We start from the raw sequence: 17,311 nt of genomic DNA on the forward strand, positions 1-17,311 counted from the left end.
ATGGCGGCTGACCTGATCGAAAACTACGAGAAGGAGATGCCGGCGTTTCAGTTCATCAAGGACGTGCCGACCGATTGGGCCGACACCCAGATGCTGAACGGCGAGCCGGGCGATTACGCCACGCTGGTGCGCCTCGATAAGCACAGCCGCGACTGGTATCTGGGGGCGGTGACGGACGAAGAGGCGCGCAGTCTTGACATCGCGCTCGACTTCCTGACGCCCGGCAAGACCTATGAGGCGCAGATCTACCGCGACGGCGACGATGCGGATTACCGCACAGACGCCCGCCATTCGATGCGGATCGAAAAGCGCAAGGTGACCGCCAAAGACCGCCTGACGCTGAAACTGGCGCCCGGCGGCGGTCAGGCCATCCGTTTCAAGGCGTTGTGATCATGCGTACCCTCATTGCGCTCCTTGTCACCCTGATCCTCGCTGTACCGGTGGGGGCAGGGGCCGCTGATCCTGTGCCGACGCAGAGAGTCAGCGCTACCGCCGATGTGCCGCACGGCCGGCTCGATAAGTACGAGGCCTTCCCCTCGCGTTTCGTCAGCGCCCGCCATGTCTGGGTGTGGGTGCCCGAAGGCTACGACCCCAAGGGGCCGCGACTGCCGGTCATCTATATGCACGACGGGCAGAACCTGTTTGAGACGTCCACCGCCTATGGCGGCAAGGAGTGGGGCATTGACGAGGCCCTCAGCGCCATGGACCGGAAGGCCATCGTCGTGGGGGTGTGGAACTCGCCCACGCGCTATGCCGACTATTTCCCGCAAAAGCTGGCGGCCTATCTGCCCGCTGATATGCAGGCGCAGGTGAGGGACATGGCCAGGGGGCAGCTCAAGGCCGACGACTATCTGCGCTTTCTGGTCGAAGAGGTAAAGCCCTTTATCGACCGCACCTATCGCACCCGCCCCGATGCCGCGCATACCGGCATTATGGGCTCCAGCATGGGCGGGCTGATCTCGCTCTATGCGCTGGGCGAATATCCGCAGGTGTTCGGGCGCGCGGCCTGCGTCTCAATCCACTGGCCGCTGATGGCCCCGCCAACCACGCCGGAAGCGCGCGAGGCGGCGGCGGACGCCACGGCGCAGGCCTGGGAGGCGTGGTTCCGCGCGGCGCACTTCGACCCAAAGCGTCAGCGGCTCTATATGGACCACGGCACCCGCGATCTCGATGCCAACTACCGGCCCTATAGCCTGAAAATGGAGACGGTTCTGCCGCGCTATGGCTGGGTGGAAGGGCGCAACTGGCGCAGTTCGGTGTTCGAAGGCACGACGCACAACGAAGCCGACTGGCGCGCGCGGGTGGATATTCCGCTGGGGTTCCTGCTGGCGCAGTAGTTACCTTCTGTTGGCGCGTCCAAAATGATAACTATAGTTGACAATCCTTGTCTATTCGAATATCTATAAACTCACCGACGGCGTCTTCCGTCGGTGGCCATTTTGATGTTTGAGACGTTTCAGAAGTTTGTGATGGAATTGGAATGATGTGGCCCTATCCCATGCCAAATTCTGGATGCTGTCCTTATGTTCACTATTCACAAAACAGAACGCTTCAAAAAATGGCTAAAGGGTCTGAAGGACCGCTCGGCTAAAGCGCGCATTGTCTTGCGGCTGGAGCGTGTGGAAGAAGGCAATTTAGGCGATACCAAGTCGGTCGGTGCCGGTGTTTATGAATTGCGTATCCATACCGGACCCGGCTATCGGGTCTATTATGCCCGCAGTGGAGAGGAGATAATTCTTCTCCTTTGTGGCGGCGACAAGAGCAGTCAGGATGCCGATATTCTGGCGGCCAGGGCTTTGTGGGAGGATATTCAGGATGGAAAAAATCACGCCTTTTGATCCGGCTGAATTTCTGGATGATCCGGAAACCGCGCTGGCTTACCTCGCGGCGGTATTTGAAGACGGTGATGCCGAAGAAATCCGCAAAGGCCTGAACAATGTCGCCCGTGCGCACGGCATAACCGACCTGTCGCGCGAAACCGGCCTGTCGCGTGAGGCGCTGTACAAGGCGCTGGGTCCATCGGGGAATCCGACGCTGACGACCCTGCTGGCGGTGACCAAGGCGCTCGGTATCCGCCTGTCGGTCGCGGCCTGAGGCGGTTACCTTTTCCTCCCTGCTTGCGCGGGGGCGCGGAAAGACCGATATGCGGTGACGAAAGCGAGGTCCTATGTCCGTGTCCCCAAGCCCGATTACCGTTGATATCTGGTCCGATCTGATCTGCCCCTTCTGCTGGATCGGCAAGCGCCACTTTGAACAGGCGCTCGAGGGCTTTGCGGGTAAGCATCAGGTGACGGTGCGCCATCACGCTTTTCGCTTGGGACCAGATGCGCCGGTCGCGCCGGTGGGGCAGATGCTGCAACAGAAGTACGGGCTGACGGCGGCTCAGGCCGAGCAAAATCAGGCGCACGTCGAGCAGATGGCGGCGGCGGCCGGGCTGAATATGACGCTCGCAGGCACGTTTTACGGCGATACGCTGAAGGCGCACCGGCTGGTGAAGTTCGCGCAGGACAAGGGCCTTGGGGCGCAGGCGGTTGAGCGGCTCTATCGCGCCTATTTTGCCGAAACGCAGTCCCTTTTTGATGAGGCGACACTTGTGGCGCTGGCCGTTGAGATCGGTCTGGATGCGGCGGAGACGGAAGCCTTCCTGAAAACCGACCGCTATGCCGACACGGTGCAGGAAGAACAGGAATTCATCACCCTGCGCGGCGTGCAGGGCGTGCCGTTTTTCGTCATCAACGACCGCTATGCCGTGTCAGGTGCGCAGCCGGTGGCGGGCTTCACGCAGGTGCTGAACCGCGCCTGGGACGACCTTCCGCCAGAGGTCAAGGCTGGCCCGGCATGTGACGATGGGGTGTGTGCGGTTTAAGTTCCTCCCCCGAAGTCAGGGGAGGCGCTTTCTTTCGCTACTTCACCAGTGCCTTCACCTTGGGGTCGGCTTTGACCCACAGATCGACCACCATCTGACCGAAATAGTCTGAGCCCCTAGGGCCGAGGTGGGTGTAGTCGAAGGCCTGTGCTGAGCCCTGACCCTGTGAGGCGTCGGTGAATTTGGCAGGCACCGTGGTGCCGGTCGGCGCAGCGTCGCGCACATTCTGCGGCACCGGCTGCCCGGCGAGGCTCAGCGATTCGACCGCGCCCATCGCCTGCACCTTTGCCTGACCTTCGGCATAGAGGTCGATCAGGGTGGTGTCCGTGGTGCGCGCGATCAGGCGCGTCACCTGCGCCCAGCGCAGAAGGCCGCTCTGCAATTGCCCATTTTTGAAATGGCGCTGCGTCAGGGGCGTGACCAGCACCGGCACCGCCCCCGCTTTCTTCACATCGAGCACATAGCCGCGCATGTTCGGGCCGAACTCGGTTTCAAGGTCGGTGTGGCGTTCAGGTCGGGAGGAGCCGTCATTGTGTCCGAACTGGATCAGCACATAGGTCTTTGACGCCGTGCCATCATTCAGTTGCGCGATAATCTTGTCCCACAGGCCTTCTACGCGATAGCTCTTGGACGAACGCCCGCCGCGCGCGGCATTGACGCAGACCACTTCGGGTTTGAACTGCGCGCAGAAGCCTTTGCCGTAGCCCGACTTGTCCGTCATGGTCGAGTCGCCGACCAGAATGACGCGCACCGGTCGCGTATCGGCGGGTTTGTCTGCCGCCAGAACCGGCGTTGAAAACAGCAAAGTGGCAGCGATCAGGGTGCGACGAAGCATCGGGCGTCCTCTTATCTTCTCCCCCACGAAAAAGGGGATGTGTTGATTATTTGCGAGCATATACGATCAGTTTTGATTGTAAAATAAATCTGGTCATTGGTTGGATTTTGTACCGGCTCGGACCTATATATGCGCAATCCTTTGCTGCACCGAAAATCGAGTCCTTCAGCCTGATGAACGCGCCCGCCCCCATGCCCAAGCCGAAAGGCAAGGCCTCCGATACCATCGCCTTCCTCAAACCCTATCTGTGGCCGGAGGGTCGTGCTGACCTGAAGGTGCAGGTGGTGTGGGCGCTGCTGGCCATGCTGGTGGGCAAGCTGCTGACCATCGCCACGCCCTTTGCCTATAAATGGGCCACCAACGCCTTCACGCCGGGCGAGGCGGGCGGTAAGACCGATCTTCTGACCCTGGTGCTGGTGTCGCCGGTGATCATGGTGCTGGCCTACGGCGTGGCGCGGATGATGTCGCAGGTGTTCAACAATATCCGTGACGCCATGTTCGCCGGTGTGGGGCAGCACGCGGTGCGCGGCCTGTCCAATCGCGCCTTCAATCACCTGCACAATCTGTCGTTACGCTTCCATCTGCAACGCCGCACGGGCGGCCTGTCGCGGGTCATCGAGCGCGGCAAGATGGGCATTGAAACCATTATCCGCCTGACCATGATGGTCGGTATCCCGACGGTGGTGGAATTCGTCCTGACCGCCGGCGCGCTGGGGTGGCAGTTCGATCTGATCTATGTGGCGGTCGTGGCCGCGACAGTGGTCGTCTATGTGTGGTTCTCCATCGTCGCCTCGAATATGCGTATCGCCATCCGCAAGGAGATGAACGAGGCGGATTCGGACTCGATGTCGAAGGCGGTGGATTCTCTGCTCAACTTCGAAACCGTCAAATATTTCGGCAATGAACAGCTTGAGCGCAGCCGCTATGACCGCGCCACGGCGGCCTATGAGAAGGCGGCGATTAAGACCTATACCTCTCTGGCCTGGCTCAATATCGGGCAGGCCGTGATCTTCTCCATCGGCATGACCATTGTGATGCTGATGTCGGCCTATGAGGTGATGAACGGCACCAAGTCGCTGGGCCACTTCGTGCTGGTCAACGCCTTCATGATGCAACTGGCCATTCCGCTGAACTTTATCGGCACGCTGTACCGCGAAATTTCCACTGGCCTGATCGACATGGAAGCCATGTTCAAGCTGCTGGATGAACCGCAGGAGGTTGTCGATACGCCGGGCGCGCCGGACCTCAAGGTGGGGCAGGGGGCTGTGGCCTTCAAGGACGTGGTGTTTGCTTATGACGCCGACCGCCCCATCCTCAAGGGCGTGTCGTTTGAGGTGCCGGCGGGCAAGACCGTGGCCATTGTCGGCCCGTCCGGCGCGGGCAAATCGACCATTTCGCGCCTGCTGTTCCGCTTCTATGACGTGAAGGGCGGCTCTATCGAAATCGACGGGCAGGATATCCGCCACGTCAATCAGGCGAGTTTGCGCCGCGCCATCGGCATGGTGCCGCAGGACACGGTGCTGTTTAACGACACCATCGCCTACAATATCGGCTATGGCCGCAACGGCGCCTCACGCGAAGAGGTCGAGGCCGCCGCCGAACAGGCGCAGATTTCGGCCTTCATCGCCTCTTTGCCGCAGGGCTATAACACCGAGGTCGGTGAACGCGGGCTCAAGCTGTCGGGCGGTGAAAAGCAGCGCGTGGCGATTGCGCGCACGCTGCTGAAATCGCCACCGATCCTGATCCTCGATGAGGCAACGTCGGCGCTCGATACCCATACGGAGCGCGAAATTCAGGCGGCGCTGGATGAGGTGTCGCAGAACCGCACGACCCTGGTCATTGCGCACCGGCTTTCGACCGTCGTGGGGGCCGATGAAATTCTGGTGCTCAAGGACGGGCTGGTGGCTGAACGCGGCAATCACGCCGAACTGATGAAGCTGAAAGGCCTCTATTTCGGTATGTGGGAGCGTCAGAAAGCTGCCGATGCGGCGCGCGACCAACTGGCCAAAGCACTGGAGTCCGAGGTCCCGGCGGAGTAGTGCCTTTGCTTATGGTAATGACCGAAGGTGCTGAGTGTTTGTATTATAGCTTCCCGCACGAGCCTGCGCCGCAGGTGAGATGTCTTGCGGCTTTGCCACAGCTTACAGGCAGATAGACGGATAAACCACCCCACCCCCATTTGCTCCGCAAATGGGCCCCCTCCCCGCCAGCGGGGAGGTATAAGGGGTTAGCCGGAATGTGGCTGTCTGTTTTCGAGGGCTGCCAGTTCAGCATCCAGTTCGGCAAACACGTCTTCAATATCATGGACGCGCCCCGCTTCAGCATCGCGCAAGCCTTCCTGTATGGCGGCATCAAAGGCTGCCAGACGGCGTTCGCGGTCTTCCATCAGGCGCAGGGCGTCGCGCAGGACTTCGCTGGCATTATTGTAGCGCCCGCTGGCCAGTTGCGTCTGGATGAAGTTTTCGAAGTGAGCCCCAAGGCTGTAGCTGCTCGGCATGACGCGTCTCCGTTATCATCTAATGATAATTCCGCAGATGCGCCCCGTCAAATCACGGTTCAGGGCTTGGCTGGTTATGCCAACGGCCGAAGAGGTATAAGCTACGATTTCTGACTATTATGATCGGCGCTTTTCAGAAGCTTTTCCAGTATTGCCTATGCTGCCGTCCAGCCGCCGTCGATGGATTGCAGCGCACCGGTGATCGACTTTGCCGCATCCGAAGACAGGAAGACGACCAGTTCGGCGATGTCGTCGGTTTCGACGAATTTTTTGGTTGGCTGGGCCGCCAGCAGCACGTCCTTGATCACCTGTTCTTCGGTCAGGCCGCGGGCTTTGGCGGTATCGGGGATCTGCTTTTCGACCAGCGGCGTCAGCACATAGCCGGGGCAGATGGCATTGCAGGTCACGCCGTGCTCCGCCCCTTCGAGCGCGATGGTTTTGGTCAGGCCGGCAATGCCGTGTTTGGCTGCCACATAGGCCGCCTTGAACGGCGAGGCGACGAGGGCGTGCGCCGAGGCGATATTGATGATCCGGCCCCAGCCGCGTTCCTTCATGCCCTTGAAACTGAGGCGCGTGGTGTGGAACGCCGCCGACAGGTTCAGCGCGATGATCATGTTCCACTTATCGACCGGGAAGTCTTCGATGGGGGACACGTGCTGAATGCCGGCATTGTTGACCAGAATGTCCAGCCCACCCAGCTTTTGCGTCGTGTCCGTGATCAGGGCCTCGATGGCTTCGGCCTTCGTCAGGTCGGCCCCGTTAAAGGCCACCTCAACGCCGAATTCGGCCGCCATGTCGGCGCGCAGCTTTTCGATTTCAGCGGCATCCCCCATGCCGTTCAGCATCACCTTTGCCCCCTTTGAGGCCAGCTTGCGCGCGATGGCCAGTCCGATGCCCGACGTTGAGCCGGTTACGAGGGCGGTTTTGCCAGTCAGCATAGGGATACTCCTATTTGGGTTGGGATTCGTCCCCGGATTCTTTGGGGGGAAGGTCGTCGCCTTGCGGCACTGAGGCGTTCAACGCCTGAAGACCGCAGTGTTCGACAAAGCTCATGGTGGCACGGGTCTGGTTCTGACCGTATTTGACGCAGGTCTTGGCCCACTGGCTCTGAAGCTCGCGCAGTTCGGCCGGGTCGCGCGTCTGGGCCGCCTGCTGCATCAGCGACAGGGCGTCGCGCGTAAAGGCCGTGGTTTCCTGCGCATAGCGGTGGGAGGACGCCGATACCATGCCGATCAGATTGACCAGACTGCGCGCCGCCAGTTGCTGCTGCGCGCCCATCATTTTCAGGCCCTGTTCAAACGGTGAATGGGGTTTGGTCATGGTTTCGGTATCCCCTGTAAGTGCGCTTTTGTCTGATATTAAGCGCATTTGTGCATAGGCCGCCAGAGGTTATTTTTGGGATTTGTGCGCCGCAATAAAGTCGGAAATTGGGCCTAGTGCCGCCGGTGTTACATGACAGCTTTTTAACACCGCAGCCCCTTCACAGGATCGGCGGCGCGCTTTACTAAGGATAAAGACAAGGTTGCGCGGGGCGTTCAGCACATGACCAAGGTATTGATAGTCGAAGACGATGTCGAAGCGGCCCTGACCATGCAGAAGGGCCTGTCCGAACAGGGCTTTGAGTCGGTTGTGACCCACGACGGTGAGGCCGGGCTGAGAGCGCTGCGCGACGGCGAATTCGACGTGGTCGTGCTGGATCGCATGATGCCGGGGCTGGATGGCGTGTCGATGCTGGAAATCGCCCGCTCCGAAGGGATCGACGTGCCGGTGCTGTTCCTCAGTGCGCTGGGTGAACTCGAAGACCGCGTCTATGGTCTCAAGGCCGGGGCCGACGACTATCTGGTCAAGCCCTATGCGCTGGTCGAACTGGTGGCGCGGCTTGAGGCGCTTTTGCGGCGCAAGGACACGGGCGCGGTGGAAACCACCCTGCGCGTCGGCGATCTTGAAATGAACCTGATTACCCGCGTGGTGAAGCGCGGCACGTCCGAGATCGACCTGCAACCGCGCGAGTTTCAGCTTCTGGAATTCCTGATGCGCCATGTGGGTCAGAGCGTGACCCGCACCATGTTGCTGGAAAAGGTCTGGGCCTATCATTTCGACCCGCAGACCAATGTCATCGATGTGCATATCTCGCGTCTGCGCGCCAAGCTGGACAAGGGCTTTGACCGCCCGATGCTACATACGGTGCGCGGCGAAGGCTATCAGCTCAAGCCCTAAAAACAGGTCGTGATCGCCCTTCCCAACCCCGCGCGCTTTTCGCTGAAAGCCACCATGTTCAGGCAGACGCCGTTCCGTCTGACCCTGATGTTTATCACCGTCTATTCCTTCGTGGCGGTGCTGATCTTTGCCTATATCTATATCGCCTCGTCGGCCGAGACCAAGGCCGTGTCCGACGCGCAGGTCAAGTCGCGCATCGACTATCTGGAGGAGGTGTACCGCGAACAGGGCGAAGAGGCGGTTGTCGAAACCCTCAGTCAGGAAGACATCACCGAGTGGTTTTTCGTCAAGATCGTCTATCGCGAGGATGGCGAGATTCTCGCCGAAAATCGCCGCGCCACGACCGAGGTATCGCCGCAGGTCTTTGACCATATCCGCGAAAAGGCCCGCTATGTCGGCGGCGATGAGCGCCCGTTTCAGATCAATTACCGCCTGACCGATCCGGCGGGCAAGCGTAAGTCCTACGCCTATCGTGGGCAGGTGGTGACGCTGGAGCCCGGCCTGTCCCTCTATGTCGGCATGGACACCTCGTGGTCGGAAAAGGGCTTTGACATGGGCTTTAAGGCCCTGTGGGGGGGCGGCGTGCTGGTCATTGTGCTGGGCCTGTTTGCCGGCATGATCATCAATAACGAAGTGTCGCGCTCGGTGCAGGGCCTGATGCAGGTCTTTGATCTGGTCAAGGAGGGCGACCTCAAGGCGCGGGCGAAGCTGCGTAATTCGGGTGATGAGTTCGATGCCCTGGCCGAACGGGTCAATGAGACGCTGGACCGCATGGAAAAAACCATGGGCAATCTCAAATACGCCGGCGACGCCATTGCCCATGACCTGCGCACGCCCTTGTCGCGCCTGCGCTCCAAGCTCGAAGTGTCGCTTTACGACGTCGAAAAAGACCCGTCGCAGGCCCCGGAGGTGATCGAGCGGGCGCTGGCCGAAACCGATCAGTTGCTGCGCACCTTCCAGACGGTGTTTTCCATCTCGCGGCTTCAGGCGGCGGGTCAGGCCCCGGATCAGAAGCTGTTTGACGCGTCGGCGCTGGCCGAAGACATGCGTGAGCTGTTTGAAATTCTGGCCGAGGATAAGGGGCTGGAATTTACCGCCGAGATCGAGCCCGGCGTGAAGGCCTATGGCAACCGTGATTTTCTGGCGCAGGCCATGGCCAACCTGCTCGACAACGCCATCAAATACACCCAGACGGGCGGCATTACCCTGCGGCTTAGGCACAATTCGCGGCGTGAGATCGAGTTTTCCGTCACCGATACGGGGCAGGGCGTGCCTGAAGCCGACCGCGCGCGCATCACCCAGCGCTTTGTGCGGCTGGAAAATTCACGCTCCCTGCCGGGGGTGGGGCTGGGTCTGTCGATGGTCGAGGCCGTGGCCGTGGCGCACAAGGGCCACCTCAGCATCGACGAAGGCCCCGGTGTCTATGGCGATCAGGGGCCGGGCCTGCGCACGGCGCTGGTCCTGCCACCGGTGGGGTAGGTTTAGCAATGTATATCGGTGTATATTGACTTTTCGATATACTGCCATATACAAACATATACGCCTTTAAACCTTCCTACAGTGTGGGCACGCCATGGACCCCGTTCGTAATCCGTTTGTGCCGGGCGCTGGATCGCCGCCGCCTGAGCTGGCAGGTCGGGATAACATACTGAGGGAGGCGGATGTCGCCACCCAGCGCGTCCTTCTGGGCAACAATGCGCAGTCGCAGATTTTGCTGGGTTTGCGCGGTGTCGGCAAAACCGTCCTGTTGAATCAGATCGAGAAAATCGCCGAAACCAACGGACATTTCACCTCCATGATCGAGGCGCCCGAAGACAGGCGTCTGGCGGAACTCCTCTATCCGCGTATGGCTCAGGTCCTGCGCAAACTGTCCTTTGTGGCGCAGTCAAAAGCCTCGGCTCACGCGGCCCTGCGCGCCCTGAGAGGCTTTGCCTCGGTCTTCAAAATCGAAATGGGCGATTTTTCGGTTTCAGTAGAGGCGGAGCCCGGCGTTGCCGACAGTGGCACTCTGGAACTGGACCTGCCGGAGCTTTTCCTGAAGATTGGGGAGGCGGCAAAGGCCGCGGGCAGGGGATGGACCCTGCTGATCGACGAAGTCCAGTATCTGAAACTGGAAGACTACGCCGCCCTGATTGTGGCGATCCACAGGGTCAATCAGCGGAACCTGCCCATCCTGTTCTTCGGGGCGGGGCTGCCACAGGTCGCGGCGCTATCGGGTGAAGCAAAATCCTATGCCGAACGGCTTTTCGCCTATCCCTCAGTCGGGCCTCTGGACCCAGAGGCGGCGGAACGCGCCATTCGGGCCCCTATCGAAGAGGAAGGCGAACGTATTGAGCCGGCGGCCATAGACGAGATTGTGCGCAAGACGCGCGGCTATCCTTATTTTTTGCAGGAATGGGGGTATCAGGCATGGAATGCGGCGGAGCGGTCACCCATTGATCGTCAGGATGTCGAACAGTCTTCCGAAAATGCCGTCGCGCGTCTGGATGATGGCTTCTTCAAAGTGCGCTTTGATCGCCTGACCCCGGCGGAAAGAGACTATGTCTGCACCATGGCCCGACTGGGCGATGGGCCTTACCGATCAGGTGATATCGCCGATGCCATGAACCGGCAGGTGCAAAAGCTGGGGCCGATGCGGGCCAGTATCATCCGCAAAGGCATGATCTACAGCCCGTCGCACGGCGACATTGATTTCACCGTGCCGCTATTCGCCGATTATCTGCGTCGTCACTGGGTGAGACCGCTCTGAATCTTGTGAGTTCAGCCCCTAATTCGCCTGACCGCGCCATTGGCGGTAGAAGGTCGCCCACATATAGTCGAGCACCAGATAGATGAAGACCGTCCGCACAAAGGGCAGGGTCTCGATGTCCGTAAACCGCTCGACGGCGATGGCCAGCCACAAGGCCAGAATCATGATCCATCCGGCGATGAGGATTTTCTTGGGCATCAGGAGCGATCGGGCAAAGGACATGGACGCGGTACTTTCGATAAGGGCGGAGTGTTTTTAATAAAGACATACGCTTTATAACGCGTTAATTCGAAAATCTCGACGGTATTGGTCTTGATTTCTTATTTTTATATTATTCTAATTTTCGTGAACCGAACGGGACGAAAGTATAGGCCGCTTCAGGGTCGCACGCGGGTGCTTGTCTGATCAAGGCTGTATACCGTTTGCACAGAGGGAAACCCAAGGCCACCCTTGTGTCTGCGGCCCGATTCGCCTAACAGAGGGGCATGGCGGATATTCTTTTCTCCTCGCTGGTGGATCGTCTGCATCCCTGCGGGCCGGTGCTGAACGACGGCGCGGCGCTGTACGCCTATGAGGCGATTGCCGAAGTGGCCGAGGCCGAAGGCTGGCCCGACCTGCTGCAACGCGCCGGTCCGGCCCTGATGCCGGTGCTTGGGGCCTCGCCCTATCTGGCCGGGCTGATGCGGCGCGAACCGCAGCGCCTGCGTGAAACCCTGATGTCGCCGCCCGAAGCGCGCTTAAAGGCCATCCTGCTGGCCACCGAGGCGCTGGCCGATCAGGCGGACACGGTCGAAACGCTCGATGTCGATGCCGCCAAGCGCGTGCTGCGCCACCTGAAGGCCGATACCCACCTGCTGACGGCGCTGGCCGATCTGGGCGATGTGTGGAAGCTCGATCACGTCACCGCTGCCCTGACGCGCTTTGCCGATGCGGTGACCCATGCCGGGATCGCGCTGGCTGTGCGCGAAGAACGCGACCGCGGCCGCCTGATCGACTATGACCTCAGGGGTGAGCGCGGCCTGATGCCGGGCCTGTTCGTGCTGGCCATGGGCAAGCACGGGGCAGGCGAGTTGAACTATTCGTCGGATATCGACATCACCTTCTTTGCCGAGCGGGACGCCCTGCCGTTGAAAGAGGGCGTGGAGGCGCAGGTCTTTGTCGATCGGCTGGCGCGGCGTGTGTCGAACATCCTCTCAGAGCGCACCGGCGACGGCTACGTCTTCCGCGTCGATCTGCGCCTGCGCCCGGACCCGTCGTCAACGCCGACCGTGGTCAGCGTGCCCTTCGCCCTGAACTATTACGAGACGGTGGGGCAAAACTGGGAACGCGCCGCCTTCATCAAGGCGCGGCCCATCGCCGGCGACATGATCGAGGCCAAGGCCTTCATGCAGGCCCTGTCGCCCTTCATCTGGCGGCGCAGCCTCGACTATCCGGCCATTGCCGACATTCAGTCGATCAAGCGTCAGATCCACACCTATAAGGTCGATGAGCGGCTAGACCCTGCCGGTGCCAATCTCAAGCTGGGCGTTGGTGGTATCCGCGAAATCGAGTTTTTCGTTCAAACGCAGCAGCTTATCCTCGGTGGGCGCGACCCGTCCCTGCGCTCGCGCCGCACGCTGGATGCCCTCGATGCCCTGCGCCGTGCCGGGCATCTTGCCCCGGCGGTGGCGAAGGAACTGAAACAGGCCTATGTGCGCCTGCGCGACTGGGAACACCGCGTACAGATGATCGCCGATGAGCAGACCCACACCCTGCCCGAAGCCGAGGACGAACGGATGCGCGTCGCCGCCATGTGCGGCTTTTCCAACCTCAGCCGTTTCGATCTGGCCGTCTCGCGGACGCTTCGGCTGGTCAATGGCCACTATGGCGAGCTGTTCTCCGATTCCGAAGACCTTTCGTCGTCCTTCGGCAGCTTGGTGTTCACCGGGGTTGAGGACGATCCGGAAACGCTGAAGACGCTGGCGCGCATGGGTTTTGAGCACCCGGAACAGATTTCGGCGACCATTCGCGGCTGGCACCACGGACGCATTCCGGCGACGCGCACACCACGCGGCCGCGAACTGTTTACCCGGCTGGTGCCCCGCCTGCTGGAGGCGGTGAACGAGACGGGCGCGCCCGACATCGCCTTTACGCGCTTTGCCGTCTTCTTTTCGGGCCTCAGCGCCGGGGTGCAGATTCAGTCGCTGTTCCTCGCCAACCCCAAGCTGTTTAAGGCGATTGTCGAAATCATGGGCTTCAGCCCGCGTCTGGCGCAGCTTTTGTCGCGGCATCCGACCATTTTCGACGCCATGCTGGACGCTGGCTTCTTCGACCCGCTGGGCGAAGAACTGGACCGTCTGATGAAGGCGGAGGTCGAGCGCGTGCCGCCTGACCCGGAAAACGCGCTGGAAAACGTCATGAATGCGCTACGCCGCATTTGCCGTGAGCAGCAGTTCCGCATCGGGATGCAGATTCTCAACGGCCGCCTGACGACCGAAGCGGCGGGCGCGGCCTATGCGCGTCTGGCCGATGCCTGCATCACCCATCTGTCGCCGCTGGCGCTGGAGGAGGTGCGGCGGCTGGGCGGAAAGCTCTCGGGGCAGGTGGCCATTCTGGCGCTGGGCAAGCTGGGCGGACAGGAGATGACGGCGCGCTCCGACCTCGATCTGATGACCGTCTATCTGCCCGATGATCCGTCGGAAATGTCGTCGATCAAGGGCTGGGGGGCGGAAACCTTCTTTGGCCGCTTTACGCAGCGCCTGATCGCCGCCCTTTCGGCCCCGACCCACGAAGGCACGCTGTACGAAATCGACATGAAGCTGCGCCCCACCGGGGCCAAGGGGCCGGTGGCGGTGTCGCTGGCGGCCTTTGAAAACTACTACACCAAGGACGCCGATACCTGGGAGTTTCAGGCCCTGACGCGCGCCCGCGTGGTTTGGGCGACGTCCGAGGATTTCGCCGATCTGGTGCGGCTGAAGCTCGAAACCATCCTGCGTGCCACGCGGTCTGAGGCGCGCACGGCGCTGGACGTGCTCAATATGCGCGCCCTGATGGAGAAGGAGCGCCCCGCCAAAAATTTCTGGGATTTCAAGCTGGTGGTTGGCGGTCAGGTCGATTGCGAATTTGCCGCCCAGTATCTGCAACTGGTGCACGCCGCCAATGGCGGGCCGCTGCGCGTCGGCACCATTGCCGCGCTTCAGGCCATGCAGCGCGCCGGTCTGGCGAGAGCGGAAGACATCGAAGCGCTGAGTGCCGCCTGGCGCGTGCAGCAAAGTCTGGCGCAGGTGATGCGTGTGTCGCTGGATGCCAATGACGATCCTTCGAAAGAACCGGAAGCGTTTCAGCGCAAGCTGGCGCGCGCCGTACACACACGCCGTCTCGATACGCTGGAAAAGAAGCTGAAAGACCTGCGCAAACGCGCCCGCAATGCGTTTGAGACCGTGGTCGCCCCGCGCGAATAAACGCAAGCGACGGAATTATCCCTGTGTCGCGTGAAAGGCTATGACAACCGGGACGGTCAGCGGGCCGCAAACGGTTGCCTAAACCCTTGTTGCGTAAAGGCCCCGCTTATGAGTAATGTGACGCATGAGGCGGAACACCGTCACCCGAAACAACAGGGGACAGGACAGGTCATGACCACGGGCTTTGACCCGGACGAGGCGCAGATTGCCGCTGTGGCGCGCGGAGACGCGGCCGCCACGCAATCCCTCGTGGCCCGCAAACTGCCGCGCGTCCTGTCGCTGGCGCGGCGTCTGCTCAATGATGCTGCCGAGGCCGAAGACGTGGCGCAGGAGGCCCTGCTGCGCCTGTGGAAGCAGGCCCCGTTGTGGGTGCCGGGCCGCGCGCGCGTCGATACCTGGCTGCATAAGGTGGCGGTCAATCTGTGTTACGACCGGCTGCGGCGGCGGCGCGACATGGTCGATCATACGGAGATCGAACTGGCCGATCCGACGGCCAACCCCACCCGGCGGCTCGATCAGCAGCAGATGAGCCAGACGGTCGAAGCCGCCCTTTCGACCCTGCCCGAACGGCAGCGCGTGGCCATCGTCCTTTGCTACTATCAGGAACTGTCCAATATCGAAGCGGCGGCCCTGATGGAGATTTCGGTCGAGGCGCTGGAAAGCCTGCTGTCGCGCGGGCGGCGGCAGCTCAAAGCCAAACTGAGCGAGGCGCGCGGCGACCTGATCGGCGGCTCAGCGGCCAGTGGCCGACCGGTGTTAAAAGTTATTCAAGGCAATAAGATCTAGGAAAGGAGCGTTATGATGCACATTCAGATCACATCCGAACGCTTCGAAGCGATTGTCGAGGCCTATGGGGCCGAACCCCAGCGTTGGCCGCAGGCGGAGCGCGCCGCCGCCCTGTTGTTCATGCAGCAGCACCCGGAAGTGGCGCGCCGCGTGCTGGCCGAAGCGCGCACGCTCGATAGCTGGCTGTCGTCGGCAGAGGAGGTCGAACCCTCCGTGGCCCTGCAATGGGAGGTGCTGGCGCGCATGATGCAGGCGGGTGTCGCCGCGCGTCCGGCCCCGGTTGCGGCGCGGCCGCGTCGTCGGCGCTGGCTGGCCGGGGGTATCGGTCTGGCGGCGGCCTGTGCGGCGGGCATTATTTTCGGCGTCAATATCGGGCTGATGACCCTGTCCGAAGCGCGTGCCGAAGCGGTGCTGGCCTCGGCCAGTCTGGCCGAGGTGGATAACTGGTAATGCCTGAGACCGTCGTGCCCGTGCCCTCGAAAAAGCGGCCCACCGCCCGCACCTGGCTGGGCGTGTCGCTGGCGCTCAATGTGTTTTTGCTGGGCTCGCTGATCGGCGTCGGCGTGATTGCGTCCAAGCACTTTCGCCCCAAGCCGGATAAGTCGTCTCCGGCCCTGCTGCATATGATCGAGGGCTTAAGCCCGGCCAATCAGGAAATGGCGCGTCAGATCCTGACTGATGCGGCGCTGGCCGGTGAAGGCGATATGGACCAGAGCCGCACCTATCGCAAATCGGCCGCTGAGCTGATGTTGCAGCCGAAACCCGACCCCGTGGCCATTCAGGCCGAAATCACCAAGGCGCGCCGCGCCGAGGCCTCGGCCAAGGACAAGATCGAAACGGCGGTCATTTCGCTGCTGATCCAGTTGCCGCAGGAGGAGCGCGCCAAGGTCGCCGAACCGCTGATCAAGACGCCGTTCCGTGCGCGCTCCAAGGCGCTGTCGGATGTGCGTAAGGCGGAAGAAAAGTCGAAAGCGGCCGCCGCTTCGGCCTCACGCTGATCTGCGCGGTCGGTGGGCGGCGGCGCAGGTCAGCACGCTGGCGCACAGAAGGGCGATGGCGATGACCTCCGTCAGATGGGGCCAGCGGCCTTCCCACAGGAAGCCGTAGAGCAGGGCAAACAGCGTCTCGAACAGGATCATCTGCCCCATCAGCGTCATGGGGAGCAGGCGGCTGGCGCGGTTCCAGAAGGCATTGCCGATCACCGAACACAGCAGCGCCACCCCCGTCATCAGCCCGGCAAAGCCCCACCACTGAGCCCCCGAATGCGTACCCGGCGACAGCAGGAAGGCAGGGACAGCCAGAACCAGCGCCAGCGCCCCGGTGACCAGACCGGTCAGCAGGCTCCAGTCCTGTGACGACACCGTATCGAGACGGCTCAGCCAGCGGCTGTTGTCCACGGCGTACAGCGTCCACGCGATCAGCGCCCCAAAGGCGCAGACAATGCCAAATAGAGAACCCGACGCGCTCCCCACGCTGCCCCAGACGGTGCAGGCGATACCGGCCATGCCGAGCGCCAGCGGCAGGGCCAGACGCCGCAACGGCACTGAGCCGTTGTCGTGACGGCCCAGCACGGCGACGCTGACCGGCAAAAGGCCGATGATCAGGGTCGTCATGGCCACGCCGCCCGACTGCACGGCCTGCGCCAGACAGACATAGTAGAGGATATTGCCGAGCAGGCTGAGACGGATCAGGGCGCGCCAGCCCTTGGCATCCACCTGCGCGCAGACCTGTTTCCAGCGCGGGGCGATCAGCACGGCGGCGATCAGGCCGTAGGCGACGTAGCGCCCGGCGGACAGTTGCAAGGGTGTAAAGCCGGCCGTCAGTTCGGGGGTGAGAAACACAAGGCCCCATAAGGCACCGGCGATGACGCCGCAGCCTATGCCCCACAGGGTGCGCCGGTCCGTCACGGCCGGGTGCAGGG

General features: G+C 61.7%; 19 protein-coding genes. 13 read left to right on the top strand and 6 right to left on the bottom strand.

Features of this window, described 5'->3' with window-relative positions:
- The 5 genes from Q0072_RS04825 to Q0072_RS04845 all read left to right on the top strand — a co-directional run.
- Positions 1–390, top strand: a 390-nt coding sequence (locus Q0072_RS04825; RefSeq protein WP_298326500.1) for a glycoside hydrolase family 97 C-terminal domain-containing protein, incomplete at its 5' end; no start/stop codon positions are given.
- A 2-nt stretch (positions 391–392) separates the two neighbouring features.
- Entirely contained in the window at positions 393–1,337 is a 945-nt protein-coding gene (locus tag Q0072_RS04830; RefSeq protein ID WP_298326503.1) for an alpha/beta hydrolase-fold protein, read from the top strand.
- 186 nt (positions 1,338–1,523) lie between these two features.
- Positions 1,524–1,838, top strand: coding sequence for a type II toxin-antitoxin system RelE/ParE family toxin (locus tag Q0072_RS04835; protein ID WP_298326506.1), 315 nt, complete (start codon positions 1,524–1,526; stop codon positions 1,836–1,838).
- Positions 1,816–2,094, top strand: a complete 279-nt coding sequence (locus tag Q0072_RS04840) for an addiction module antidote protein (RefSeq protein ID WP_272742704.1) — start codon at positions 1,816–1,818, stop codon at positions 2,092–2,094. Before Q0072_RS04835 ends, Q0072_RS04840 begins: the two co-directional genes overlap by 23 nt.
- Before the next feature lie 73 nt (positions 2,095–2,167).
- Positions 2,168–2,866 (top strand): DsbA family oxidoreductase, encoded by a 699-nt coding sequence (locus tag Q0072_RS04845; protein ID WP_298326515.1) that lies wholly within the window; start codon positions 2,168–2,170, stop codon positions 2,864–2,866.
- 37 nt (positions 2,867–2,903) lie between these two features.
- Here the strand turns inward: Q0072_RS04845 and Q0072_RS04850 are convergent, their stop codons facing one another.
- The gene (locus tag Q0072_RS04850; RefSeq protein WP_298326517.1) at positions 2,904–3,701 is read right to left on the bottom strand and encodes a GDSL family lipase; all 798 of its coding nucleotides are present in this window, start codon (positions 3,699–3,701) and stop codon (positions 2,904–2,906) included.
- A 191-nt stretch (positions 3,702–3,892) separates the two neighbouring features.
- Between Q0072_RS04850 and Q0072_RS04855 the strand changes: the two genes are divergently transcribed.
- On the top strand, positions 3,893–5,740 hold the full coding sequence (locus Q0072_RS04855; RefSeq protein ID WP_298326520.1) for an ABC transporter ATP-binding protein/permease: 1,848 nt from the start codon (positions 3,893–3,895) through the stop codon (positions 5,738–5,740).
- Between the two features lie 188 nt (positions 5,741–5,928).
- Here the strand turns inward: Q0072_RS04855 and Q0072_RS04860 are convergent, their stop codons facing one another.
- From Q0072_RS04860 to Q0072_RS04870, 3 genes are all read right to left on the bottom strand, one after another.
- A complete protein-coding gene (locus Q0072_RS04860) occupies positions 5,929–6,198 on the bottom strand; it encodes a type II toxin-antitoxin system ParD family antitoxin (protein WP_298326523.1) in 270 nt (89 codons plus the stop codon).
- A 155-nt stretch (positions 6,199–6,353) separates the two neighbouring features.
- On the bottom strand, positions 6,354–7,136 hold the full coding sequence (locus tag Q0072_RS04865) for a 3-hydroxybutyrate dehydrogenase (RefSeq protein WP_298326526.1): 783 nt from the start codon (positions 7,134–7,136) through the stop codon (positions 6,354–6,356).
- 10 nt (positions 7,137–7,146) lie between these two features.
- Positions 7,147–7,518: a phasin gene (locus Q0072_RS04870; RefSeq protein ID WP_298326533.1), complete on the bottom strand. Its 372-nt coding sequence runs from the start codon at positions 7,516–7,518 to the stop codon at positions 7,147–7,149.
- A gap of 222 nt (positions 7,519–7,740) precedes the next feature.
- Here Q0072_RS04870 and Q0072_RS04875 point away from each other — a divergent pair, with 222 nt between their 5' ends.
- The 3 genes from Q0072_RS04875 to Q0072_RS04885 all read left to right on the top strand — a co-directional run bounded on the left by Q0072_RS04875 (position 7,741) and on the right by Q0072_RS04885 (position 11,164).
- Positions 7,741–8,415 (top strand): response regulator transcription factor, encoded by a 675-nt coding sequence (locus tag Q0072_RS04875; protein WP_298326535.1) that lies wholly within the window; start codon positions 7,741–7,743, stop codon positions 8,413–8,415.
- Positions 8,416–8,424: 9 nt separating this feature from the next.
- The gene (locus Q0072_RS04880) at positions 8,425–9,894 is read left to right on the top strand and encodes a HAMP domain-containing sensor histidine kinase (protein WP_298326537.1); all 1,470 of its coding nucleotides are present in this window, start codon (positions 8,425–8,427) and stop codon (positions 9,892–9,894) included.
- 94 nt (positions 9,895–9,988) lie between these two features.
- Positions 9,989–11,164, top strand: coding sequence for an ATP-binding protein (locus Q0072_RS04885; RefSeq protein WP_298326539.1), 1,176 nt, complete (start codon positions 9,989–9,991; stop codon positions 11,162–11,164).
- A gap of 18 nt (positions 11,165–11,182) precedes the next feature.
- Here the strand turns inward: Q0072_RS04885 and Q0072_RS04890 are convergent, their stop codons facing one another.
- Complete coding sequence (locus Q0072_RS04890; protein WP_298326542.1) at positions 11,183–11,386, bottom strand: hypothetical protein; 204 nt, start codon at positions 11,384–11,386, stop codon at positions 11,183–11,185.
- A gap of 263 nt (positions 11,387–11,649) precedes the next feature.
- Here Q0072_RS04890 and Q0072_RS04895 point away from each other — a divergent pair, with 263 nt between their 5' ends.
- From Q0072_RS04895 to Q0072_RS04910, 4 genes are all read left to right on the top strand, one after another.
- The gene (locus Q0072_RS04895) at positions 11,650–14,604 is read left to right on the top strand and encodes a bifunctional [glutamine synthetase] adenylyltransferase/[glutamine synthetase]-adenylyl-L-tyrosine phosphorylase (RefSeq protein WP_298326545.1); all 2,955 of its coding nucleotides are present in this window, start codon (positions 11,650–11,652) and stop codon (positions 14,602–14,604) included.
- 108 nt (positions 14,605–14,712) lie between these two features.
- Positions 14,713–15,390, top strand: a complete 678-nt coding sequence (locus tag Q0072_RS04900; RefSeq protein ID WP_298326547.1) for an RNA polymerase sigma factor — start codon at positions 14,713–14,715, stop codon at positions 15,388–15,390.
- A 12-nt stretch (positions 15,391–15,402) separates the two neighbouring features.
- Positions 15,403–15,840: a hypothetical protein gene (locus Q0072_RS04905; protein WP_298326549.1), complete on the top strand. Its 438-nt coding sequence runs from the start codon at positions 15,403–15,405 to the stop codon at positions 15,838–15,840.
- Positions 15,840–16,388, top strand: coding sequence for a periplasmic heavy metal sensor (locus Q0072_RS04910; RefSeq protein WP_298326553.1), 549 nt, complete (start codon positions 15,840–15,842; stop codon positions 16,386–16,388). Before Q0072_RS04905 ends, Q0072_RS04910 begins: the two co-directional genes overlap by 1 nt.
- On the opposite strand, the gene Q0072_RS04915 is transcribed toward Q0072_RS04910, so the two are convergent.
- Entirely contained in the window at positions 16,380–17,297 is a 918-nt protein-coding gene (locus Q0072_RS04915) for a DMT family transporter (RefSeq protein WP_298326556.1), read from the bottom strand. The two genes, Q0072_RS04910 and Q0072_RS04915, sit on opposite strands and share 9 nt — an antisense overlap.
- Positions 17,298–17,311: the final 14 nt, after the last annotated feature.

The sequence above is a fragment of the Asticcacaulis sp. genome, assembly GCF_027484505.1.
Classification (GTDB): Bacteria; Pseudomonadota; Alphaproteobacteria; order Caulobacterales; family Caulobacteraceae; genus Asticcacaulis.